The organism is Paenibacillus sp. Y859 (assembly GCF_056786405.1).
Genome location: NZ_JBXCIZ010000021.1, coordinates 23,561 through 45,693, shown reverse-complemented (window position 1 = coordinate 45,693; position 22,133 = coordinate 23,561). Strand labels below are relative to the sequence as shown.

The window sequence follows — 22,133 nt, the reverse complement described above, 5'->3', positions numbered from 1 at the left end:
GCTCCGGTTGCACCTGTTGCTCCATCTGCTCCCGTTGCTCCTGTGGCTCCGTCTGCTCCGGTTGCACCTGTTGCTCCGTCTGCTCCGGTTGCACCTGTTGCTCCATCTGCTCCGGTTGCTCCTGTGGCTCCGTCTGCTCCGGTTGCACCTGTTACTCCGTCTACTCCGGTTGCACCTGTTGCTCCATCTGCTCCGGTTGCACCTGTTGCTCCATCTGCTCCGGTTGCACCTGTTGCTCCGTCTGCACCTGTTGCCCCGTCTGCCCCGGTTACACCTGTTGCTCCGTCTGCTCCGGTTGCACCTGTTGCTCCATCTGCTCCCGTTGCTCCTGTGGCTCCGTCTGCTCCGGTTGCACCTGTTGCTCCGTCTGCTCCGGTTGCACCTGTTGCTCCATCTGCTCCGGTTGCACCTGTTGCTCCGTCTGCTCCGTCTGCACCTGTTGCCCCGTCTGCCCCGGTTACACCTGTTGCTCCGTCTGCTCCGGTTGCACCTGTTGCTCCATCTACTCCGGTTGCTCCTGTTGCTCCGTCTACTCCGGTTGCACCTGTGGCTCCGTCTGCTCCGGTTGCACCTGTTGCTCCATCTGCTCCCGTTGCTCCTGTGGCTCCGTCTGCTCCGGTTGCACCTGTTGCTCCATCTGCTCCGGTTGCACCTGTGGCTCCGTCTGCTCCGGTTTCACCTGTTGCTCCGTCTACTCCGGTTGCACCTGTGGCTCCGTCTGCTCCGGTTGCACCTGTTGCTCCGTCTGCACCTGTTGCCCCGTCTGCTCCGGTTACACCTGTTGCTCCATCTACTCCGGTTGCTCCTCTTTCACCTGTTGCCCCAGTCTCACCTGTTTCACCAGTTGCTCCGGTTGCTCCTGTTGGAACTATTGGTAAATTAATAGCGACGATTGTAGAACCTTGAGTAACCTCAATATCTAACGTCGTAGATACAAAGGATAATGTTTCACCCACTAACATCGTTGCTACATCACCCAGCGGACCTTCAATAATGAACAAAGGCTCTTGTGGATCAAATTCTCCAGTTGGACCTGTTGGGCCTGTTAGACCCGTAGGTCCTGTTGGTCCTGTTGGTCCTCCAAATGGACCTGTAGATCCTGTAGGTCCTGTTGGTCCCAACAATGTAGGAGCAGACAGAACGGCTTCTAACTTATTCGTTAAGATCCATTCCTTTTTAATCGTTTCTCTTAGTGTGTCACGTACACTTTCATTTACATTTAAAAGATCTGCTATCGTTGCTCCAGGGCCAGTAATACCAGGTAATGTCCCCAGAACATATTGAAGCTTCTCCCCCTCTGCATTAATAATGTGACTCAGTCCTAATTCTTCCATCGCTATTGATGATAATAGCAACGTTATTGCATCGTCACGTGTTACTGAAATGCTGGGCGTAATATTCGGAATATTAGCTTGTGACATATTTATAACTCCTTTACTTGTGGGATGCTCTATCATATGTAAACTATCATTCTGTTGTTTGTGTTTTTTCCATAATGGGGAAGATATCTTCTTGGATACTAGATTTATATTTTAATCTTGTCCACTATCACTGGATGCACTATACTACTTTAGTTATTCACTCTTGAATTGCTCGTAATATAAGATCTAATTTATCCGTAAGAATCCATTCCTTTTTTCCAATTTCGCGGATTGTTTAGTTAAACCTAATTTGGATATATCTAATAGCTCATGAACGGCATTACGAAAGCGGAGATTAGAATTATTACGGAAGAGCCGATACTGTGCTAGCAAGTGCGACTGATTATAGCTAGCTGGAAGAGGACCATAATAGTTGATGATTTGTACACTACCCAACCAATACTTATTTTTTTTTACACATTTCGTAATAATTCAACACTTTCTCCCTCCACTTCTTCATCAGCATCAAGCCAGAGCACCCAATCTCCTGTGCTCTTCTCTAGACCATAATTACGTGCAGCCGCGAAGTCATCATTCCACTCGTAAGAATAGACTGAAGCATTGCGCAAGTCTTTCCTCTTCATTTCGTACGATCATACAGAGTGTCAACTTCTTAAGTTCCTCCGAATTATTATCCACGATTGTATATCCTCCCATTTATTCATAGTTCGACATTGAGAATAAGCAACACAAAATGAGTTAGAAATTAGAGACTCATGTAATACTAAATATATGTCTAGGGCAGTTTTCTGTTACTTATGACATTTGCTCATAGAGCACGGGGTTGTTACCAAGCAACAAAAAGAGACCTCTCACAAGTTCAATGAACTCATGAGAAGTCTCTCTGTGTGAATTGCCATTCAGAAGGAAACTGAGGCTGGATATGAATACCTTCTTTATTACCCTGTAGTCCAAATAGACCATCAATCAAACAGCGATAAACCCATGGAACGGTTCCTGTATTAAATAAATGGCTGGAACGTCCAGCAGTATGCGGAATTTGTCTATATGCACCTCTATAATAATTAGGTATGAATACAAGCAATTGACCTCATCTAATAATGGCCTCTGAATTTGGTCCTGGAATCATTTTCCGAAGTAAACGATAGGCATTATCCTTCTCTCCTACGGCGTACAACCCATAGATATAAAATGCTGCAGCGTGATTATATACCGCCCCATTCTCTGCGGTTCCTTGATGTTTCTGCGTTACTTTACCTACATCCTCTCGCATTGCTGTATAAGATGGTGCTAGCTTCTCAACTCCATAAGGTGTTTCTAATTGCTCCTTAGCAGCTTGAATCAGCTTACGCTGTTTCAATTCAGCATCCTCATGTAGAATAATACCATCCGGCATGGCACCGTTCACACTCTGTTGGCTTAACGCATCCCCTTTCCTCTTCCGCCCATTGAACAATGACTAATAATCTAAAAACCCAACCTCATTATCCATTCAACAAAGCGCTCCTTCTCCTCAAACTGCGGATAATGAGCTGATTCTTCAAATCGTACGAATTCCTTTACTGGTGCATCCAGTATATCGAAGTAATCTTTTGCCGCTTCCATAGATGTCATGTAATCATATTGTCCCATAACAAAATAAGTGGGTATATCCAAGCGCTCAACAATATCGGTGATATGGTTAGTTAATACTTCCTTCATCAAGAATTTTTGTGAATTGGATATCCCCTTGATTGAGCGAATCACATCGAGCCCATTATTCTCAGGATTCAGCAGTAACCCCAAGTAATAATCTTTGTTATCGTTGATGAGTCTTGCTGAACCACCATATTTCTGAACAAGATTTCTGGGTGTGTACTCCTCCCCTTGTTCGATAGGGTCTCGAAGAAGCTCTAAACTTTCCACTTCATCCAAGTTTCCCGCTTGCTGTGCCTGTTCAATAGTGTATTCCAAGCTATCCAGTTCACTCTGAATCGTATCCGCCATTTGTCCTATTCCTATGTATGCTTTGAATTTATCAGGCGCTTTAGCAGCAGCCTTCATCCCAATATAAGTTCCGAACGAATGTCCAATCAGCAGAGCTTTATCTTGATCTAATTTCTTTGTAACATAATCTGTTAATGCCAGTAAATCATCAACAAGTAAATCGGTTGTCAGATTCGAATAGTCCTCAAAAAAATGATATGACTTCCCACTTCCACGTTGGTCATAATGAACGATAGTAAAATGCTGCTCAAGCTCTTCCTGATATTTTCTCACATACGGAATCTCGGAGACGCCTGGACCTCCATGTACAAAGATCATGATCGGATTGCTCCGATCGACTCCTCTAATCATGATCTCATGTCCTTCACCGTTGATTTGGACCTGATCTAGTACACTGATGCTGTTCTTGCCTTTAATTTGTGGTGTCCATGTAGGAAATACCAAACCTAGTACAGCTATTATAATGATGATAAACAAGCTACGTTTTAATATTTTTGACATCTTCCTGCGCATGTAACGGCTCCTTAAAGTTGGATAGTATCCATCTTTTTAATTTGTATCTAAGATATGTACTCTTACAGTATAATACATATTCAAAATATTGTACCCCCGCCGCAAGAGTTAATTTCCAGAAACGGGGATACGGTATTCAGACAAATATATTTAAGTCTGATGAAACGGTATTAGTTAACTTTGGTAAATAACCATTTCTGCGCGTCCGTTCCGTTGTCTGTCCACTGTTGGACCGCTGCGCCATCTGCCGAAGAAGATCCGGATATATCCATTGCTAATCCACTTACTTTGGAAATAAGCTTGTAATAGCCTCCTCCTACATCAATTATACTCCACCTTTGGGCATTGGAACCATTGTTTTCCCACTGCTGAAGTTGTACACCACTTGAGGTTGAGGAACTTGGCACATCCAACACTTTTCCACTGTGTACAGCCGTAAGCTTGTAGTAGCCATCTCCTGTACTTTCCACCTTGAACTTCTGATTGTTGGTACTAAAGTTGGTCCATTGCTGAATTTTCGCCCCGTTCGCTGTGGAAACATCCACTACATCCAGCACCTTACCACTGGTCTTGGAGCCTAAAATGTAAGTACCATCGCTGATAACATTTGACGAAGAACCTGCCTGATACACACGTACATAGTCAACCATCATTTGCGCTGGAAATGAGGTTGAACTATTGGGACTTCCGGGCCAATTTCCACCCACGGCTAGATTTAGCAGAATGAAGAATGACTTTTGGAATTCCTCCGTATTTCCAGTTCCATTCTCGATATAGAAAGCATTAAACTGGGTTCCGTCCACAAACCACTTAATATAACTCGAATCCCACTCAATGCTGTACACATGGTACTGGGAAAAATCAAGATTTCCGGATACTTGTCCATATTCGGCGTGCCCATTGGCATCCCAGTGCACAGTGCCATTGACATTGGCGTTATTGTTTACACGTTCCATAATGTCTATTTCCCCACTTTTGGGCCAGCCCACTGAATCAATATTCGTTCCCAGCATCCAAAACGCCGGCCAGAGTCCCTGTCCTGAGGGTAGCTTGATTCTTGCTTCGATTTTTCCATGGGTAAAGCTTTTCAATCCCTGTGTCTTTATCCGTGCAGAAGTATAATTCATACCCCCATAAGATTCCTTTTGTGCCTTGATTACGAGATTTCCACCAGTAACCTGCAAATTCTGTGTTCGGTTCGTATAATACTGTAGCTCATTGTTTCCCCAGCCGCTGCTCCCGGTACCAACTTCAGCCTTCCAATTTGCAGTATTCAGTGAAGTTCCATCGAATTCATCGCTCCATGCCAAATTCCAACTTGTAGCTGCATTTGATTCCGTAGTAGGTAGAAAAGTTATCAAGAGTATGAATACCAACAATAGACTTAGCAATTTCCCTCTTTTCAACATCATTTCCCTCTCCTTCTCAAATGAATTTTTTAATAACTTAGGAGCGCATGAGACAACACTTTGCTCATGATGAGCCTTTTAGACATCACCTCTCTTATTTCATGATTATTTCAATGCACGCCGCGCGGTCGCGCACTTGAAACCGGATTAATATGTTACGAAGCCTTAAGGTATGCAGAGAAGGTTTCCCATTGATTATTTCCCTTAATAGCTATAAATGATAGCGCTACCATTTCTGTCTTTACCTGATTATATACTTGTTCACCTTCTTTTCATACCTAAATTTGGCTATTATCCATTAAAAGTATCATTTTGATACTCATACCTTTCGAGTGAATGACTGCCTTACTAAAAAGACACTAACGAGGAGTTAGTGTCTTTAATGGTAATAAGCACGAGAATATTTCGAGTGGTATGTTACTTTCTTCAAAAGTTGTATTACTTCAGTCACGTTCAAATACTATAGCCCCTTAGGACAGCGCCAACATCGCGTTCATATCCTCTGCGGCTGAAGTAATCAACTTCAAACCAAAAGTCTCTACCAGAACATCCAGCACGCCGGGCGAAATGAACTCAGGTGGCTTCGGTCCAATGCGGATGTCCTTAATACCGAGGCTGAACAAGCCTAGCAGGATAGCAACTGCTTTTTGCTCAAACCAAGACAACACGATGCTGATGGGTAGTTCGTTCACGGTACATTCAAAAGCATCAGCCAAAGCCAGAGCAATTTTTACAGTAGAACCGGAATTGTTGCATTGTCCAAGGTCAATATAACGCGGAATGCCCGTATCTCCCACCGTGCCATAATCTACATCATTAAAGCGGAATTTCCCACAAGAAGTGGTTAAAATGACAGTATCGTTCGGCAAGGATGTCGCTAACTCACGGTAATAATTACCTCCTGGACCTGGTGCATCACACCCTGCGATGACGAAAAAGCGACGGATATGCCCGGCTTTGACTGCTTGAATGATCTCGGGAGCGAGTCCAATCACGGTCTCATGGTGGTATCCAGTCGTGAGAACACTCTCTGACTCAACATCTGCCGCAGCTAACGATAGAGCACGCTCAATTAGTGGAGAGAAATCGTCATCCATAATCTTCGCAACACCTTCTAGCCCCGCTACTTCATAAGAGAAAAAGCGATCCGCATACGTTCCTTTAATCGGCATGACACAATTCGTCGTTGCAAGAATCGCACCGGGAAACCGCTCGAATAGTCTGCGCTGATCATACCATGCTTTGCCGATGTTGCCTTTCAAATGACCGTACTTCTTCAACGCAGGATACCCATGAGCAGGTAGCATTTCCGAGTGAGTATAGATGTTGATACCCATTCCCTCTGTCTGCCGTAGCAACTCCTCCAATGCATACAAATTATGTCCTGTCACCACAATACATTGACCTTCAATTTTATTCTGGCTGACTGTAATCGGCTGCGGAATACCAAAGCGATCTGTATGCGCGCGATCTAGCACATCCATGATCCGCACCGCTGCATTCCCGACCTTCATGGCCATCTCCAGATGCTCCTCCGTATTGAAGTTGGAATTGGTCAAGGTCATGTACAAGGCTTCGTGGGTGATCCGATCCACTTCTGGATCGCTATATCCTAACTGCCTAGCATGTGTAGCGTAGGCTGCAATCCCTTTTAACGCAAAAATCATCGTATCCTGCAAGCTCGCTATCGTTTCATTCTTGCCACACACGCCAACTATCGTACACCCACCATTCGGTGTCTGTTCACACTGGTAACAAAACATATCCATATCCTCCATATATCCATATAACTGGTATTTTTGTTGATATTCATAGCGTAACAGAGCTACAAACATAAGTTTGTGCTTACAATCACAAACTATAAATACACGCAGGTGGAACATGGGAATTTGTCGAGTATCATGGACTTTACCGATCATTTCGATGGCTTGAGTAGGATGTTCCGTGGATTCCACTAATAATAGATCTTTGGGGATACGAAGACAGCATCTACTCATACATTTTTTTAATTTGTAGCTTAAGATATACGTAAAACAAGAGCACGAAATATGCAAACGAGACCGATAATGTTACAGCCGATTTCAATGCTGATTGCTTATCATAGTTCATAAGAGTAGTGAACGTTTCAACGGCAGGAGGCAGCACCCAGAACAGTAACGAGAATCCCGAACCTGCAGAATTAACTAGACCTTGCATCGCCAACGTTACGATTAATACAAAAAGCATCCCACTAATCGAGAGACTTGTATTTTTCACAAAAGTCTTATTAAAGAATAGTGCTATGAGCATTCCTAACAGGGACATTTCAATATGGACTGCGAATGCTGTCAACCATTGCATCCATGTTACCGATTGATCAAACATATTCGTGACCACAGGATATACCATTGCAAATAAACTTAAGGAGGTACAAAGCAAAAAAATCATTACTGTTCTCCCGACTAGATAGGTTCGAACACTACCTGCATGCAAAGATGTAATCTGCTCCTGAACCTCATTCATTGAAGAAAGAAAACTGGAACATAACCAAGTAGAGATAAAATAAAGAAAGACTGAGGATATAGCATAGCTATCCATTACTGGATTTGGTCTATATGAATAAAGCATCATTACACCTATGAAGTAGCATAGAAAAATCGGGAAATATCTATAGGATCGAAAATAACTCTTAAACAAAAACACAATCAAGCTCACCGAAAATTCACCCCCTTTCCTCTCGATGATGAATAACCTTTCTTAAGTCAGTGGGTTTTGATCTCGTTCTACTGAAAGAATGGAGTACTTCCGTTCTAGCAACGAGTACAGCACGAAGTCACTATTTTCCTCTTTCACGATAAGTTCATTGCCGTTCTTTAACTTTTGAATATACTCCACGGGCAACCAATCTGCGACTTCATTACTCTCTTCAGGTTTCGGGTTTGAGAACACTATTCTGACTGCAGATTCGATTTCTCGTAAGTATGGATTATCTGATTCGACCACTCCACTATTAATAACGATGACACGGTCAGCAATTTGATTCAGCAAGTCCGTTTCGTGGCAGGACATAATAATCGTAATGCCCTCTTGTTTAAAAACACTCAGCATTTCAGCCAGATCGCTCTGAGACGCAACATCCAATCCCGAAAGAGGTTCATCCAAAATCAATACGTCTGGATTGCCCAAAACAGCCTGCAACAAATTAACCTTTTGCGTCATTCCTTTAGAAAAATAGGCGATACTATGAGTTTCTCTCAAGTTGAATCTATCCAGTAGAGCACCTATTCTTTCATTGAGATAAGGTTTAGAAAGCTTCTGTATTCTCCCCATTGTATACAGGTACTCTTCAGCAGTGAACTTTGGCTTAGGAAAGTGTTCCGGAGCAAAACCAACACGTAATGGAGAGGACGGATTATAGATCACTTTACCCGTAGAAGGACGAATAAGACCTGCAATTATCTTTAGCAAAGTGGTTTTACCCGATCCATTACACCCCAGAAATGCAATAGACTGATTTTTAAAAATGGAGAAGCTTATATCCTTGAGAATAGGCCGATGTTGGGTATAAAACTTATTAATATGATCAAGACGAATGATAGTATCCATTGGATCCCCCCATTAGAATATAACTCCCACCTGAATATTTATAACCCTATCTCATCCATAGAACGATTGATCGTTTTTAATTTGATTGTTGGTTCTGTCAAATTCATCAGTTCAATCCTTTCTTATATTTGAACAAAAAGCAAGCCATCCCCTTGGCTTTATCCCAGGGAATGTCTTGCTTTCTTATGCTCTAAGTCTCGCGCGCTTTATCGTGCTCTTACTCTACCGTTATTGACGCTCTCATAGCACCGCGATCCGCTCCTGAATACGCGGAAACAGCCCTAAGGCATTCTCGTAAAATATCTTCTCATGATGCTGCTCCGGCACGAGCCGGCGGATGAATTCCACATATAGGTCGATCGGTGCAAGCGGCCAGTCGGTTCCAAACAACATTTTCTCGTAATGATCACAGTACACGAGCGCCCGGCGGAAATGGTCCATGAACAGCGGTTCATTCATGAACCGTTCGAAATGAGGGCGATCACCGACGACAAGGCCGGACAAATCCGCGTAAACGTTAGGGTTCTTGGCCACCACTTCGGCGGCGTCCATCACCCAAGGATCACCCAGATGACAGATCATGAAATTCACGCCGCGCTGCTGGTAGGCCAATTCATCTACGGTAAGCGGATGCGAGTACTTCAGCAATCCGTTCATCGAGTAGGTATCACCTGTATGAATGACCACCGGCATGCCGTACTTGGCAGCCAATTCATAGATCGGCGTGTAGATTTTGTCATAGACGTAATGATGATAGTACCCGGCATATATCTTGATTCCCGCCACCTCGGGAGCTTGCAGCCTCGCTTCGATCAGGTCCAACTCCTCCAAAGCGTGCTTGCCCGCGAGCCTGTTCGGATTGATACCAACACATTCCATTAGGAATGGCGGAACACTGTCTTCCAAATCTAGGCCCATTGGGTTGGGTGAACTGGAATCGGGAAATGCCCCCTTCGTCTGCTCGCTGACACCCATTCCAATGCCGAGAATGACGTTGTTCTTGTCAAACTCCGCTTTGAGTCCTGTAGCGGTGTAATTGACTTTGGAGAGATCGATCGCTGTTTGATGAAAGCTGTCAATGTCTGAAAGATGAATATGAATGTCAATAATCGGCATATGTGGACTCCTTATTGTCGGTAGGACTAGCAAAGGTCAGCTTCAGAAAGTCACGGACATCCTCCAGATTCAGATCCATACGACCCAAGATTAGAAAAGTCGGCTGTGTCCAGGTGGTTTCCCCATTCTTAAGGGAAAGATGGTGATTCACGCTATGACAGAACACCTTGTTGTTCACATATGCTGATGAGTTCTGATTGTAATCACTATTCACTACATGCAGCATGTTCTGACGAGATACCGCGCCGATTCGTAAGAGTCCCTTGGACTGAAGATTGACTTCCAGATTCCCGAGAAGGAACTTCTCCTCTCCTGGGTTTTCCAACCATCCTTCGGAGAAGACAGGCGAAGGCTTGATGAAATTATCGTCCGAGAGCGAATAATGCGGTAGAACCACGCCACTTTCATTGGTCACCGAATGCAGCACACAGAGAACAGGGACACCGGGCAGCATAAGGTAATGCTGGTTTATCGTGATCCCCCGGTTCGCTTCCTGCTTCTCGATGACTGTGGTCATTCGGACTCCCTTCCAGATGTTTCCATGCACATCACTCCGCTCCGCCCAGGTCGCACTTCTTCGCTCCTGCTGTCGGCTAAAGCCACCTATGCCGTGGATACCCACGCCAAGTCCACCGTACCATGGATTCCACCAAGATCGCGGGGCCGCTTCCGGATACGAACTGTCCAGCCATTCTTCGCCTTGATGCTTCAGGGAATGCACAACGCTACCGAATCCGGGGGCAGTCGCTATGGAGAGGACTCCGTTGTTCACCGTGTACACGGGACCTGTCGTACTTTCCTCTATCTCACAAACAACGCTTGACTCCGTATGAGGAAACCAAAGAGCCGACCGTTCCTGAACCCGATCCTCACCGCGATAGATGGCCCGGATCTTACAACCTGATTCTCCATTTCCCGGATCTTGCTTTTCCTCAGGGGAGAACTCAAAGCTTGCAGAACGAAGATCCTGCTCCCTTAACAACTTCATGTCGGCAACCTTTCGCTCCGTTCCCTCACCGTTTTGCACATACAGTTCCAAGCTACCTGCGAGCGGAACCATCTTTCTTTCGATAAGTTCTACGTTCAAAGGCTCAGCCACGAATGGATTACTACCGCCAAGCGTCAGTTCGAGATGATTCTCCAGCACGGGTACGATCGGATTCCGCAACTTCCGAGCGAAGGAACGGAAATCCCACCACTTGGTGAAGGTGTTCAGTGCAAATACAGTCGCCTTCGTCCGCACGACGGCTCCGCCGGAAATCCGACCAAGATCATGTTCCAGCCCAAGTGGATATTCCGGGCGAAGCAGCTTCAGGGAAGGGTCCCAACAAATACCGCAAGCGAAGTTCTTTTCCTTGTTGAACAGCCAGTTCTCCGTGATCTGGGCGCTGTCCCAAAGATTCGGATCGCTGGAATATGCGTCGCCCATATCCATATAATCGCCCTGATATGGCAAGATGAGTCGATTGCCGAAGAACCCGAAATTCGTCAGGAGATACATATTCTCTTCCAGTTCTTTGCTACTAGTGTTGCAGATTTCATGATGAAATTGGGCAATACCACTTGCGAACAACTTGGCGACCGACTTTATTTGCAGGCCGGGGAAGTCTCCCGACTCGTAGAGGGCTTCAAGAACTTGACTCTCCCCTTCCGAGTAGATCTTCACTTCTTTGGCCTGCTTCTTGGAGAATTCTTCTGCAAACGGTTTACCCAGCTTCGGATAGTTCCACCAGAAACTGTGATGCGAACCAGGATATTCGATCCACATGTTATTCTCGAGCTTGTTAAGATGGAGGGAGAATGCGCCGTTCACGGCGACCCATTGTTCCCCGCATTCCCCACCAAAGCGGCCGTGCGTTCCCTTCATCAGGACGGATAGCTTGCTTGTGAAGGAGACCACCTTACTGTCTGCCGGGACAGCCGTCACCTCAACCTCTCTCGAGTAGAGTCCGTAGGACCGCAAGGTCAAGGTTACCGGGATAGATGCTTTGCCCTTAGCTGGAACTGTGAAGCGTACCGCACGCTCAGCCCATTCCACGCATTCATCCTCTGGCCATTCAAAAGCGAACTCCGCTTCCGAAGCAAAATTGTTCTCCACATTCAGATACAGCTCGGTCGGAATACCCGGATAAAGCTCGCTAACTGGTAGCGCTATCTTCATCTTTACCGGGAATTTAGGAGCGATACCTATACGGAACTCGGCTCGCTTACCACCGATAACCCATTGGCTCTTGACAACAGGATGGGTCTTCTTATCATTCTGCTCCTCCCGGACCGGATCAAGTTCGAATTCCCCCTCCACGATGACCGTTTCTCCTGGAGCGATTGTTTGAACAGTAGCCAGCGCAAATCGGATATTCTTATCGTCCTGCCCCATGATCTCAATCGCCAGCTCAGAAGCCGAACAGTTCTTTATGCGATAGCGAACCTTGTAGGCGCAACCGAACACAAGATCGTGATCATCGATTTCGGTGGAGATTGTATAGTCAGGCGTGTCGAGAGCTGTCAGTCCGCGACCTGTCTTTTCAAATTCCGCTCGCACGGAGAGATCTCCCTTACTCCACGTGTAGTCAAAGTAATCGAATCCACGCTCCCGACGACCATCCGGCTCGATGACGAGCTCGCGGGTGCTATCTGCATACCAATCCAGCTCTTCAAAATAAGGAGCGAGTGCTTCGGTTTGCAATACGGTCGGAATGAAGTTCATCAGGTGGACGTAATCCTCATTTTTTTCCCAGAAGAACCCACATTTCTTATACATCGGCACGGCTTTGGTGTTGCCAGCCCAAGTAAATAGATCCAGCCGTGGCCACTCCGCTTCCACTGTCTTGCGGACAGCATTCAAGATGAGATTACGACCAACCTTGTAACCGTGATAATCAGGTCGTACATTCAATAGCGGTACATACAAGGCCCCTTCGTCTTGACGATAGTGGGCGAAACTACAGAAGCCAATAACCTCTTTCCCATCGACCGCAAGAAACTCATGAAGATTGGACGAAATCTCCATCTCCCGACGTACAGTCTCCTCCGTACTCTGCTTGGTGCCACCTCCCCAACTTTCGTTGCTCAGATTCCACATATCAGCGATCGCTCCAGCGTAGGAAGGATCGTATTCAATAATGCGAATTTGTTCTACGGTATCATTTGTTGTCATTCTCTCATCTCCTTAGCTTCATCTAAAGGTATGTACTCTTCAATTGTAACATCCCAAACACGGATTGGCATTTTTGCCCATGTTTATCCTGGTAAACTCTACAATCAACACCCTTATCATACTATAAGATGGAATTATTTAACTACAGATAAAACAGTTTAACATAAATTCTACCACCTAGAATCAGGAACCTATTCAGTCCGAAACAATCAACCGTAGTTAAGAATGGAAGCGAGGGAAATCTTAACATCTAGCTTTTGATATCCAGCGAACTCATTCATGACTAGTTCCAGTGAATCTAGCTGTTCTGTATTTCTTACCCAAAGTGTAATGTTAACTTTTTCGCAAATGGACTTACAAAGCTCAAACGAAATCGTTCCTTTGAATACTACGATAAGTATCACTAGTCACAGCACGACTTAATGCCAAAAAGTTCATTTCCCCTAAAATAATTAGTTTTGAAAATGAGAAAAAGGCGTAATTCTTATAAATTACACCTTCATTATTCCAGTACACTTCATTTCTCCAGAATCAACCTTTAATTATAAAATTGCGTACTTTCATCCATTTTCCTGAAAAAAATTCATCAATCGTCCCCGTTTTCGGTCTAACACAGAATCGATGTTGTGTTTCTCTATCAAATCCCACCGCTTCAAAAATTAAGGTATCACCTATTTGTTCCTTATAAAATACCTTCTTCAATCCCAATCTATTCATCATTTCAAGCTTTACATTCTCAATATACGTACGTGAATACGTTCTAGACATATGTGTTCCTCCTAGTGGTGTTAGTAAAATTATAAAAGGTGCTAGAACCCACATTTGCCCTCTTAAAGATTTTCGAAAAGGTAACGGACTGCAAGCCCTCATCGTTAATTAAATCAAGGGTTGCAACCAAAATGTCTTCACATTTACTCATTTCACACCTCGTTAAGGAATAATTGTACCTTATAGCCCGCTGGGACGGGGATTCCTGACAGGACAAATTAAAAATATGGAAGTCGCAGAGCTGATTGAAGAGATGGCTTCAAAAAAAATGTGTACCTCTGCTCAACTTGCATTGGCGTGGCTGCTCGCCCAAGGAGACTTTATTGTGCTAATCCCCGGTACCAAGCGAATTGATTCTGGCGTCTTGTCTTCTTTACATCAAGTCAGCATTTCGAGTCTGTATGTTATCGGAATGGCCCCTCTCGTTATATTGACATTCGAATTTAATTATTGTAAGATAAATCACAGTCAATTAAAGTACTTTAATTAAAGCACTTTAAAAAAAGTGTCTAAGAGAGAGGAATTATACTGTGAAGTTTACAAAATTTTTGAAATCCAAAGGAGCAATTGCTTCAATTTTCATGGGTGTGTTCTATGCCGCTGCGATGCTTGGTATTTTCTTACCAGGATATACGGCGCTTCCGGGGAACATGGATGATTTAAAAATCGCTATCGTTAATGATGACGCAGGTGAATACGGGGCTCAGATTTCGAGTCAGTTGACAGAAAGCTTACCATTCAAAACGATTAAAACCGATGTAACGAATAAAAAGGCGATGGATGAATTAGAACATAATAAGTTAGCTCTAGTTGTTCATATTCCAGAAGAATTCTCCGCCAATATTCAAAGTGGTGATGTATCAGCGGGTATTGATTTCACAGTCAATGAAGCTTCTGCCACAATGGTATCTTCAGCGATGTCTTCTGTTGTAGGAGAAATTAACAAACAATTAAGCGCGAACTTCTCTCAACAAACCGCACAAGGTGTGTTAAAAAACTTTAATGTACCCGAAGAACAAGCAGCAGCACTTGCTGCACAAATAGAAAACAGTTATGTAGGGAACTATGTTGTTATTAATGATATTCCAGATGGCATGCACAACAGCATGTTACCCATGTTCTTAACCATGGCTAGTTATGTTGGTGCAATGATTGCGGCATTGCAATTAGTTGCTTCATTTAAAGCGAACCGCGGGAAAGCAAGTAAGACGAAACTATTTATTTTCGTACAATTAACAGCTTTAGTCATCGCTGTATTATCAGCAATAGTTGCTTTAGCTATTTCATTCTCTATTGCAGATGTAGAGCTATCATTACTTTTACCAGTCGCTGCTCAGCAGATTCTAATGTATATGGCTGCATTTAACGTGTGTGCGATTATGGTCTTCTTATTCGGTGAAGGCGGTATGATTCTAAATATTCCAATTCTATTAATGCAAACGCTCGCCAATGGTGCTACCATGCCTCGTGACATGATGCATGCACCATATGAATGGTTCAGCCACATTACACCGATGTATTATTCTGTACAATCTTATCTCGCACTAATGTTTGGTTCTATTAGCCCAGCACCATTCTTATGGGGATTAGCAGGCGTATTTATCGGTGCTATGTTGATTAACATTGTAATCGTCCGGTTTGTTCATAAACCAATGCCTGTGACTAAAGAAACTGTACAAACCATTGAAGAAAAAAACACAGCTGAAATACCCGCCTAAGTTTGGTAAGATGTAGTTAGCCAACAAATTAGGAGTGGGTTTGTGATGTCAATTCAAATTTATATATTAAGTAAGTTAATGGATGAAAATAATTATCCGTATAAATTAAAAAAAGAACTATCCCACCCTATTCCCTTTGATAAATTGGGTAATCTAACTGAAAGCAAACTGTATTATCACTTTGATTCCCTCTCTAAACAAGGCTTAATTGAACAAGTAGAGATTATTAAAGAAGAACATCGCCCAGACAAGCAGGTGTTTTCCATTACTGATAAAGGACGTAAGCAGCTCCCACTCAAAATTTATCAGTTAATAGAAAATGCAGAATCCATTCCAGATTTGATTGTCGGTCTTATGAATCTTCGTTTTGTAGAAACTGACAAAGTGATTCCTATTATCGAGAAGAAAATCGAACAGTCGCGGAAGAAAAAAGAATATATGAATCAAATCTATCATCAAATTGATATAGATGATTCCATTCGTGAAGTAGTAGATTTCATGGATAACTACTATGGATCTCTATTAGAGCAATCCACTCACTGGTTGGAAGTTCTTTTAGAAAAGTTAAAAACGAAGGCTATATAAAAGAGGATTGCTTTGGATTATGATAGTCCAAGGCATTCTTCTTTTTTTCATTAAAAATAACTGATTAAATAAACTGAACGGTGTATTCCTATCATTATACAACACCCCCACCGACACCAATCTGTCAGCAAACGTATGGTCTCATGAAAAAACCTCCCGATTGGAGGTTAATGAGTTATTTATTCTCATAACGTACTCAGCCGTAGTTCATAGAAATACTGCACAATTGGATGCTTTAACTTCATCTTCTCGGTCATATTTAAAATTCGCCTTTAGAGCATATCATTCCGCATGGCAGATCCATCCTGCCATAAGGCCCGTAGAATAAATCTGGGTTATTTTTGTAAATCCGGATTCTGCCAACAACCCTTCGATTTGTTTTTCCGATAGGAGATAAAGCTTCGTAATGTTACTGCTTATTCTCTTGTACAACTCGGCTGATTCTTAGCCGGCATCTATCCAGAATCTTTTCCATACATTTAATCGGTCTTATAGTTCGGAATCATCCAGGTCTCCGTACGCTGCCATTTTGGAATAGAACGTAGGATAAAAAAAGAACGGATCATCACTCCGTCTTTAATAATTTCGGCAAATCTGCTATTTTCTTATTTTCCAGATACTGCTCCATCTGTCGCTCAGCGTCGATAACAACCTGCTGGATCACACATTCACTTCCGTGACTCAGGCTACATTCGAACAAGGAAGCGAAACTACAGAAGCCAATAACCTCTTTGCCATCGACGGCGATAAACACATGAAGATTGGACGACATCTCCATCTCCCAATCTTTATCTAAAGGTATGGACTCTATAAGAAATACTCTTATTATACTATAAAATGGAATAACTTAACTACGGATAAAACAATTTAAAAATAAATAGACCGCTCTCATCCAAGATAGCGATCCAAAAAGGATGTCATCGTTTTATCCTCTCAGTTACGGTATGGGTTCATATAAATGATGCTCATTTATTTTTACGTCTCAAATTCAGAACGGCCAATCCGAAACAAACAACCGTAGTTAAGATTAGATACAATATACTGGTCCAAGCGGTTACCTCATAATCTCCAAAATAATAGGTTACTCCCATCATTTTCTCAAATTCAATTAACGTCCCAGCAGGTGCTCCGGCGAAAGCTTCAGAGAGGGGTAAATCCATAATCGCCTGGCGAAAAATCGATACGGCATGTGATACTGGAAATACTTTGATCACGAACTGGACTCCATCCGGCAAAGCACCAATAGGTAGGTATATCCCTGTCAGAAATCCGATCATTGTACCGATGACCGTACTAGCTGTAGCAAAGGCATTATTACTTTTAAAGAAGGAAACAACAAAAAATATGATAGCTGTATTCACAAAAGTACATCCTAGTATGAGTGCAATAACTTTGCCTAACGCCACTATAGACAGCCATTTCCCACCATTGGCGACGATATAGATTTCTACTAATACAAGTGCCACAGCACTCATAATGCAGCCGATCACAAACGCACTAATGACATATCCACCGGCAATACCGCTTCTTCTTACAGGCGAGGAATGAAAGTCCTTGTTAATTTTCTTCTCTCGATCGCTGACCAACGTTCCAAAGGCACCCATTGTCGTTGTTACAGATGTCACTGCCAACAGACCAGCCATAATCCAACTATCCATAAGAAAGCGAATATCCGCTATGTCCGGATAACTATTCGCCCACACATCTCCCAGAAACAATGCGTACAGACCAATAATAATAAACACAGCCAGCAGCGAAAAGAAGACGGCACTTTTATCCCTAAAAAAGAGGAAGAGATTTCGTTTAGCAAATCCTATCATGGTCTAATCTCCTTTCCAGTTATCCCGATAAAGGCATCATCCATTGTTCCATTTAACACTTCGAATCCTTTAATATACGGTTTACATTGTTCAAGAATCGGCAAAGCATCCAATGTGGAAGGGATTTTAATCGATATTTTATCAACGTTTCGGGTGAAATCGACCTGTGCTTCTGTCAGAAATTCCACTGTTTCTTCAATATCTATCGGAAATAGATTTAATTGATCGCTGGCATATGTATTTTTCAATTCTGTCGGAGTTCCTTTTGCCGCAATGCTACCATTGTCAATCACGACGACATAATCCGCATCGGCTGCTTCCTCCATATAATGTGTAGTCAGAAATACGGTCATGTTATTTTCTTTTTGTAGCTTTTTAATAATCTCCCACACATTTTTCCTCGTTTGAGGATCAAGTCCTGTTGTTGGTTCATCTAGTATTAAAATTTTGGGAGTATGGACTAGTGCGCGGGCAATATCGGCACGTCTACGCTGACCACCTGATAATTTACCGTAAGGACGGTTCAAAAACTCGGTTACGCCAGCGGCCTCTGCAGCTATTCGTACTGACTCAGCTAACTTCTTACCTTTCGTACCATAAAACCCTGCCCGAATCTTCATGTTCTCTTCCACTGTTAACAGCGAATCTAATAATCCATCTTGAAATACAGTACCAATAGCTGAGCGAATCTTATCATCATCTTGGCCTAACAGGTACCCATCTATGGATATCGTGCCAAAGTCCGGTTTTAGAAACGTACAAATAATATCAATGGTTGTTGACTTCCCCGCTCCATTCGGTCCTAGAAAAGCGAACATCTTCCCCTTCTCAACGTAAAAACTGATATCCTTAACTGCCTGAACCTTGCCATATGATTTACTTAAGCCAGTCACTTCAATAATAAGCTCCATAACTAATTCACCTCTCATCCCATCGTCATAACTCAACTTTACCACAAGTATAATCCATATATTTCCGTAAAAAAAGAGACTATAATCACCTTGCTTCAATATTTTATCCTGATTGGTGTCGTCCCCTACCCCATTGGGATTGAATAATAAGTCAGCAGGCTATCATTCTCATTTGAACACATCAAAAACTTTGCTTTCACCATCTTCATACTGGAAAATAACAATTTGTAAGTTTTTCATATTCCAATCTGAGGAGCGTAGATATATAAATGAATGATCCAACTCTACAATTTTGTTACTCGTAAGATAGTGTAAATCGAAATATTTATCGTATTGCTCATTATAACCAGGAACGGGTTCAATAGTTGTAGGTCTATACATGCTTGATGGCTGTTGTCTAGTTTTTTTGATTACTCTAGTACTAATATTGTATTGATGAGTATATATAAATTCATTATACATATCATCATTTCCAATAAAGATTGTTGTACCATCTTGCGATACAGATGCTAACATCATTGAGATGCCATATGACTTACTATGCTCATATGAAATTCGATTAGTAACTATTGAATCTTGCATATTATATACGACTACTCCAAATGTACCCTGCATAACCGCTATGTTGTTATCGGCATATAAAAGTCGGGGCATTTCGGCACCAATGTTCATTTGTTCAATATCAGACATGTCTACCGCTAATTCTTTAGCATTACTCTTAGGATTTGTAACTAGTGCAATTCCTACAATAATGACAGTTATCATTGATATAGCAATCACCCGAAAGGAAGTTTTTTTGTAATTCAACACATTTTCAATCCGCCCTTTTACATTGCCCTCGCCAAATGCAAGCGGGCTTCCATTGAAAATATGCTTTCTGGTAGCAAGTGACAATAACGAATAAGCATAAGGCTTTTTAATATCTTCATTCATTTCTTTCAGTACCTGTTCATCACAGGAAAGCTCCATATCCGTACTCATTAACATGAACGCAATCCACACAAGAGGATTAAACCAATGTATGGATAATATTAAGAAGGCTACTATTTTAATGATATGGTCTTTTCGATGAATATGAGTCTGTTCATGTAGCAAAATATAGCCTCTTTCTTCAACGTTAAGTCCAACCGGTAAATATATCTTTGGTCTTATTAAGCCAAGCACAAATGGTGTTTTCAAATTCTTCGCTTCGAAGATATTCTTCTCTATTAATTGTGCACTTTTAAGCTGTCTTTTTAAGATAAAAGTAGATACCAGGCTATAAACAAGCAATGCTATTATTCCTAAGACCCAGACGTATGCCCCTATTTCTGTATAAATCTGTAATGGATTTACACTAGCGCCAATACTCGGTGCAGGAAGTGATTTACTTACAAAAGAATCAACTACTTCTATCCCGCTATTAATCTGTGGAGATTCCTGATAGATAATATCATGGGGGATAGGAACAGTATTCGTATTCCGTGGCATCAGACTAAACATACTTTCAAAAGAGAATGGAATGATAAGACGAAATGCCACCACACCCCAGAGTGCATATGAGATAAACTTCGGAGCTTTTTTGAGTGGAAACCTGATAAGTATCACCAAAAGGATAACATAGCTTGCTGTAAGGCTCATATTTAAAGCAGTAAGAAATAGTTCACTCATTGCTAAACCTCCTCATGCTCGTCAATCAATCTTTTCAACTCTTCCGCTTGATGCTTACTTAATTTCTTTGCTCCAATAAAAGTAGTTAGAAATTTAGGCAAGGACCCACCAAAGGTATCCTCAACAAAACGTATACTTTGCTTAGCGTAATATCCATCCTTTGTAATTAGAGACGAAACCACAGCATTTTCATTTTGAAAAATGTCCTTTTCACATAACTTTTTCAGTACTGTATATGTTGTTGACTTTTTCCATTTCATTTCTTTTTCACATAGCTTTACAAGATCGCCAGAGCCAATCGGCTCATTCTGCCAAATTAAATGCGCAAACTTTTCTTCACTTTCTGTTAGTTTATATTCTTTCATCATAAGCCTCCTTGGTCTATATATTATCGACCTACTCTTAGTCTATATCTTATAGACCCAGATGTAAATAAGCATTATTATTTCCAAACAAAAAAAGCGAATCCTATCGATCATAAGTTGACCGAAGACTTCGCCTTTTGGAAGTTAGCATCCATAAGCTCCTATTCATTCACAACATTTTTATTGTTAAGATTTTTAGCTGCTATCAATTTGTACTGCAGATTAAGTTCATCACGGTAACTGTCGATGTATTTCAATCCATAAACACCAGAAATAGAATACCCCATCAGAATATATTTTTTTTCACATCGATAGCCTGTAGCGCCTCGTGGATTTCCTCTGTGACGTTTTCAATCGTACGTTCATCCTCAATTATATCGCTTAGACCATAGCCTAATGGTTCGACTACCACTACACGATACTTAGAAGATAGCTCCTCCAACATTTTTGTATAGCAAATTCCAGGAGCAATATCTCCATAGCCCGGTATCCAAACAATAGTCTCCTCACCCTCGCCCACTGTATAAAGATTCATCTTTTTTCCTCTAACATCAACAAGCTTTCCGTAAGGTTTAATTTCCTCACTGTTAACGTTTCCTGCAGCATTAGAGGAGTCCAAATCCTGATTACCTGAACCCTTTGGAGCACAACCTACCATAGTTAGTATTATAGTAAGTATCAATCCAAGTGTAATTATCTTTTTCATTATTAATCTCCTATTTACTTTTTATTAGAGGTTGTTCAAAAAGTCACCTTTTTGAACACGCACTTTTAGTTTTATTTAATTCCAGTATAGCGTTCGCCTGATTTGTAAGATGTTTACTATGTGTATTTCCTTGTAACATAGTTCCATCCTCCTTTAATTACCGGCACTTACCTTCCCTCCTTACTTTATAATCTTACTTTACATCCCCAATATGAAACCTATGACTTTTTGAATTCAATAGTAAATTTCATCAATCTACTTATCTTAGTCACACCAAAAAATCCCAGCTGCAGTTGAACAGCCGAGATTCTTATACCATCTTTTTATGCATTAACCTAAAGGTTTGTCAGAAAGAGCCCCCCTCGATAACTCTTGCACCGATAGGATCAGGTTTTCTTTGAACTGCACGAACTCCATGGTTTCTTGTTCAATTTCCTCACCAGTTTTCTTGTTGATATTTTG

General features: G+C 42.2%; 20 protein-coding genes and 3 pseudogenes. 3 read left to right on the top strand and 20 right to left on the bottom strand.

All coding sequences use genetic code 11. The annotated features are described in order from the left end of the window. From AC1TO8_RS23055 to AC1TO8_RS22995, 13 genes and pseudogenes are all read right to left on the bottom strand, one after another. Nucleotides 1-1,421 (bottom strand): calcium-binding protein (locus tag AC1TO8_RS23055; RefSeq protein WP_482057921.1); only part of this gene is annotated, 1,421 nt, incomplete at its 3' end. Nucleotides 1,422-1,834: 413 nt separating this feature from the next. Further along, nucleotides 1,835-2,005, bottom strand: coding sequence for a glycosyltransferase (locus AC1TO8_RS23050; protein WP_482057920.1), 171 nt, complete (start codon nucleotides 2,003-2,005; stop codon nucleotides 1,835-1,837). A 272-nt stretch (nucleotides 2,006-2,277) separates the two neighbouring features. Beyond that, nucleotides 2,278-2,739, bottom strand: a pseudogene (locus tag AC1TO8_RS23045) (GH36-type glycosyl hydrolase domain-containing protein); the annotation flags it as partial. 110 nt (nucleotides 2,740-2,849) lie between these two features. Then, nucleotides 2,850-3,869, bottom strand: coding sequence for an alpha/beta fold hydrolase (locus tag AC1TO8_RS23040; RefSeq protein WP_482057929.1), 1,020 nt, complete (start codon nucleotides 3,867-3,869; stop codon nucleotides 2,850-2,852). A gap of 182 nt (nucleotides 3,870-4,051) precedes the next feature. Next, nucleotides 4,052-5,290, bottom strand: coding sequence for an RICIN domain-containing protein (locus tag AC1TO8_RS23035; RefSeq protein ID WP_482057928.1), 1,239 nt, complete (start codon nucleotides 5,288-5,290; stop codon nucleotides 4,052-4,054). Nucleotides 5,291-5,760: 470 nt separating this feature from the next. Beyond that, the gene (hcp, locus tag AC1TO8_RS23030; RefSeq protein WP_482057927.1) at nucleotides 5,761-7,053 is read right to left on the bottom strand and encodes a hydroxylamine reductase; all 1,293 of its coding nucleotides are present in this window, start codon (nucleotides 7,051-7,053) and stop codon (nucleotides 5,761-5,763) included. A 226-nt stretch (nucleotides 7,054-7,279) separates the two neighbouring features. After that, on the bottom strand, nucleotides 7,280-7,717 hold the full coding sequence (locus AC1TO8_RS23025) for a hypothetical protein (RefSeq protein WP_482057919.1): 438 nt from the start codon (nucleotides 7,715-7,717) through the stop codon (nucleotides 7,280-7,282). A 309-nt stretch (nucleotides 7,718-8,026) separates the two neighbouring features. Further along, nucleotides 8,027-8,875, bottom strand: a complete 849-nt coding sequence (locus AC1TO8_RS23020; protein WP_482057918.1) for an ABC transporter ATP-binding protein — start codon at nucleotides 8,873-8,875, stop codon at nucleotides 8,027-8,029. A 240-nt stretch (nucleotides 8,876-9,115) separates the two neighbouring features. Then, entirely contained in the window at nucleotides 9,116-9,991 is an 876-nt protein-coding gene (locus AC1TO8_RS23015; RefSeq protein WP_482057917.1) for an amidohydrolase family protein, read from the bottom strand. Next, nucleotides 9,978-13,148 carry a GNAT family N-acetyltransferase gene (locus AC1TO8_RS23010; protein WP_482057916.1) on the bottom strand — a complete coding sequence of 1,057 codons (3,171 nt, stop codon included), beginning with the start codon at nucleotides 13,146-13,148 and terminating at the stop codon, nucleotides 9,978-9,980. Before AC1TO8_RS23010 ends, AC1TO8_RS23015 begins: the two co-directional genes overlap by 14 nt. Nucleotides 13,149-13,357: 209 nt before the next feature. Next, on the bottom strand, nucleotides 13,358-13,552 hold the full coding sequence (locus tag AC1TO8_RS23005) for a hypothetical protein (protein WP_482057915.1): 195 nt from the start codon (nucleotides 13,550-13,552) through the stop codon (nucleotides 13,358-13,360). A gap of 127 nt (nucleotides 13,553-13,679) precedes the next feature. Continuing rightward, the gene (locus AC1TO8_RS23000) at nucleotides 13,680-13,916 is read right to left on the bottom strand and encodes a hypothetical protein (protein ID WP_482057914.1); all 237 of its coding nucleotides are present in this window, start codon (nucleotides 13,914-13,916) and stop codon (nucleotides 13,680-13,682) included. Further along, nucleotides 13,909-14,067: a TetR/AcrR family transcriptional regulator gene (locus tag AC1TO8_RS22995; RefSeq protein WP_482057913.1), complete on the bottom strand. Its 159-nt coding sequence runs from the start codon at nucleotides 14,065-14,067 to the stop codon at nucleotides 13,909-13,911. The genes AC1TO8_RS23000 and AC1TO8_RS22995 overlap by 8 nt, the downstream gene beginning before the upstream one ends. Nucleotides 14,068-14,091: 24 nt before the next feature. Between AC1TO8_RS22995 and AC1TO8_RS22990 the strand changes: the two are divergent. The 3 genes and pseudogenes from AC1TO8_RS22990 to AC1TO8_RS22980 form a co-directional block, all read left to right on the top strand. Beyond that, a pseudogene (locus AC1TO8_RS22990) lies at nucleotides 14,092-14,265 on the top strand (aldo/keto reductase); the annotation flags it as partial. Nucleotides 14,266-14,446: 181 nt separating this feature from the next. Then, nucleotides 14,447-15,634 carry a YhgE/Pip domain-containing protein gene (locus tag AC1TO8_RS22985; RefSeq protein WP_482057912.1) on the top strand — a complete coding sequence of 396 codons (1,188 nt, stop codon included), beginning with the start codon at nucleotides 14,447-14,449 and terminating at the stop codon, nucleotides 15,632-15,634. A 45-nt stretch (nucleotides 15,635-15,679) separates the two neighbouring features. Then, nucleotides 15,680-16,219 carry a PadR family transcriptional regulator gene (locus AC1TO8_RS22980; protein ID WP_482057911.1) on the top strand — a complete coding sequence of 180 codons (540 nt, stop codon included), beginning with the start codon at nucleotides 15,680-15,682 and terminating at the stop codon, nucleotides 16,217-16,219. Nucleotides 16,220-16,404: 185 nt separating this feature from the next. Here AC1TO8_RS22980 and AC1TO8_RS22975 read toward each other — a convergent pair. The 7 genes and pseudogenes from AC1TO8_RS22975 to AC1TO8_RS22945 all read right to left on the bottom strand — a co-directional run. Beyond that, nucleotides 16,405-16,491, bottom strand: a pseudogene (locus AC1TO8_RS22975) (SF0329 family protein); the annotation flags it as partial. A 293-nt stretch (nucleotides 16,492-16,784) separates the two neighbouring features. Beyond that, nucleotides 16,785-16,991: a hypothetical protein gene (locus AC1TO8_RS22970; RefSeq protein WP_482057910.1), complete on the bottom strand. Its 207-nt coding sequence runs from the start codon at nucleotides 16,989-16,991 to the stop codon at nucleotides 16,785-16,787. Between the two features lie 193 nt (nucleotides 16,992-17,184). Continuing rightward, on the bottom strand, nucleotides 17,185-18,039 hold the full coding sequence (locus tag AC1TO8_RS22965) for an ABC transporter permease (RefSeq protein WP_482057909.1): 855 nt from the start codon (nucleotides 18,037-18,039) through the stop codon (nucleotides 17,185-17,187). After that, the gene (locus AC1TO8_RS22960; RefSeq protein ID WP_482057926.1) at nucleotides 18,036-18,950 is read right to left on the bottom strand and encodes an ABC transporter ATP-binding protein; all 915 of its coding nucleotides are present in this window, start codon (nucleotides 18,948-18,950) and stop codon (nucleotides 18,036-18,038) included. The genes AC1TO8_RS22965 and AC1TO8_RS22960 overlap by 4 nt, the downstream gene beginning before the upstream one ends. A 168-nt stretch (nucleotides 18,951-19,118) precedes the next feature. Continuing rightward, the gene (locus AC1TO8_RS22955; protein ID WP_482057908.1) at nucleotides 19,119-20,600 is read right to left on the bottom strand and encodes a M56 family metallopeptidase; all 1,482 of its coding nucleotides are present in this window, start codon (nucleotides 20,598-20,600) and stop codon (nucleotides 19,119-19,121) included. A gap of 2 nt (nucleotides 20,601-20,602) precedes the next feature. Then, nucleotides 20,603-20,965 (bottom strand): BlaI/MecI/CopY family transcriptional regulator, encoded by a 363-nt coding sequence (locus AC1TO8_RS22950; RefSeq protein ID WP_482057907.1) that lies wholly within the window; start codon nucleotides 20,963-20,965, stop codon nucleotides 20,603-20,605. 286 nt (nucleotides 20,966-21,251) lie between these two features. Then, nucleotides 21,252-21,671 (bottom strand): alpha/beta fold hydrolase, encoded by a 420-nt coding sequence (locus AC1TO8_RS22945; protein WP_482057906.1) that lies wholly within the window; start codon nucleotides 21,669-21,671, stop codon nucleotides 21,252-21,254. Between the last annotated feature and the right edge of the window lie 462 nt (nucleotides 21,672-22,133).

Bases quoted from the DNA above. Each gene is read 5' to 3' on its own strand.
- AC1TO8_RS23050 (WP_482057920.1), bottom strand. From the start codon at position 2,005: ATGAAGAGGAAAGACTTGCGCAATGCTTCAGTCTATTCTTACGAGTGG.
- AC1TO8_RS23040 (WP_482057929.1), bottom strand. From the start codon at position 3,869: ATGTCAAAAATATTAAAACGTAGCTTGTTTATCATCATTATAATAGCT.
- AC1TO8_RS23035 (WP_482057928.1), bottom strand. From the start codon at position 5,290: ATGTTGAAAAGAGGGAAATTGCTAAGTCTATTGTTGGTATTCATACTC.
- hcp (WP_482057927.1), bottom strand. From the start codon at position 7,053: ATGTTTTGTTACCAGTGTGAACAGACACCGAATGGTGGGTGTACGATA.
- AC1TO8_RS23025 (WP_482057919.1), bottom strand. From the start codon at position 7,717: ATGATTTTTTTGCTTTGTACCTCCTTAAGTTTATTTGCAATGGTATAT.
- AC1TO8_RS23020 (WP_482057918.1), bottom strand. From the start codon at position 8,875: ATGGATACTATCATTCGTCTTGATCATATTAATAAGTTTTATACCCAA.
- AC1TO8_RS23015 (WP_482057917.1), bottom strand. From the start codon at position 9,991: ATGCCGATTATTGACATTCATATTCATCTTTCAGACATTGACAGCTTT.
- AC1TO8_RS23010 (WP_482057916.1), bottom strand. From the start codon at position 13,148: ATGACAACAAATGATACCGTAGAACAAATTCGCATTATTGAATACGAT.
- AC1TO8_RS23000 (WP_482057914.1), bottom strand. From the start codon at position 13,916: ATGTCTAGAACGTATTCACGTACGTATATTGAGAATGTAAAGCTTGAA.
- AC1TO8_RS22995 (WP_482057913.1), bottom strand. From the start codon at position 14,067: ATGAGTAAATGTGAAGACATTTTGGTTGCAACCCTTGATTTAATTAAC.
- AC1TO8_RS22980 (WP_482057911.1), top strand. From the start codon at position 15,680: ATGTCAATTCAAATTTATATATTAAGTAAGTTAATGGATGAAAATAAT.
- AC1TO8_RS22970 (WP_482057910.1), bottom strand. From the start codon at position 16,991: ATGTCGTCCAATCTTCATGTGTTTATCGCCGTCGATGGCAAAGAGGTT.
- AC1TO8_RS22965 (WP_482057909.1), bottom strand. From the start codon at position 18,039: ATGATAGGATTTGCTAAACGAAATCTCTTCCTCTTTTTTAGGGATAAA.
- AC1TO8_RS22960 (WP_482057926.1), bottom strand. From the start codon at position 18,950: ATGGAGCTTATTATTGAAGTGACTGGCTTAAGTAAATCATATGGCAAG.
- AC1TO8_RS22955 (WP_482057908.1), bottom strand. From the start codon at position 20,600: ATGAGTGAACTATTTCTTACTGCTTTAAATATGAGCCTTACAGCAAGC.
- AC1TO8_RS22950 (WP_482057907.1), bottom strand. From the start codon at position 20,965: ATGAAAGAATATAAACTAACAGAAAGTGAAGAAAAGTTTGCGCATTTA.
- AC1TO8_RS22945 (WP_482057906.1), bottom strand. From the start codon at position 21,671: ATGAAAAAGATAATTACACTTGGATTGATACTTACTATAATACTAACT.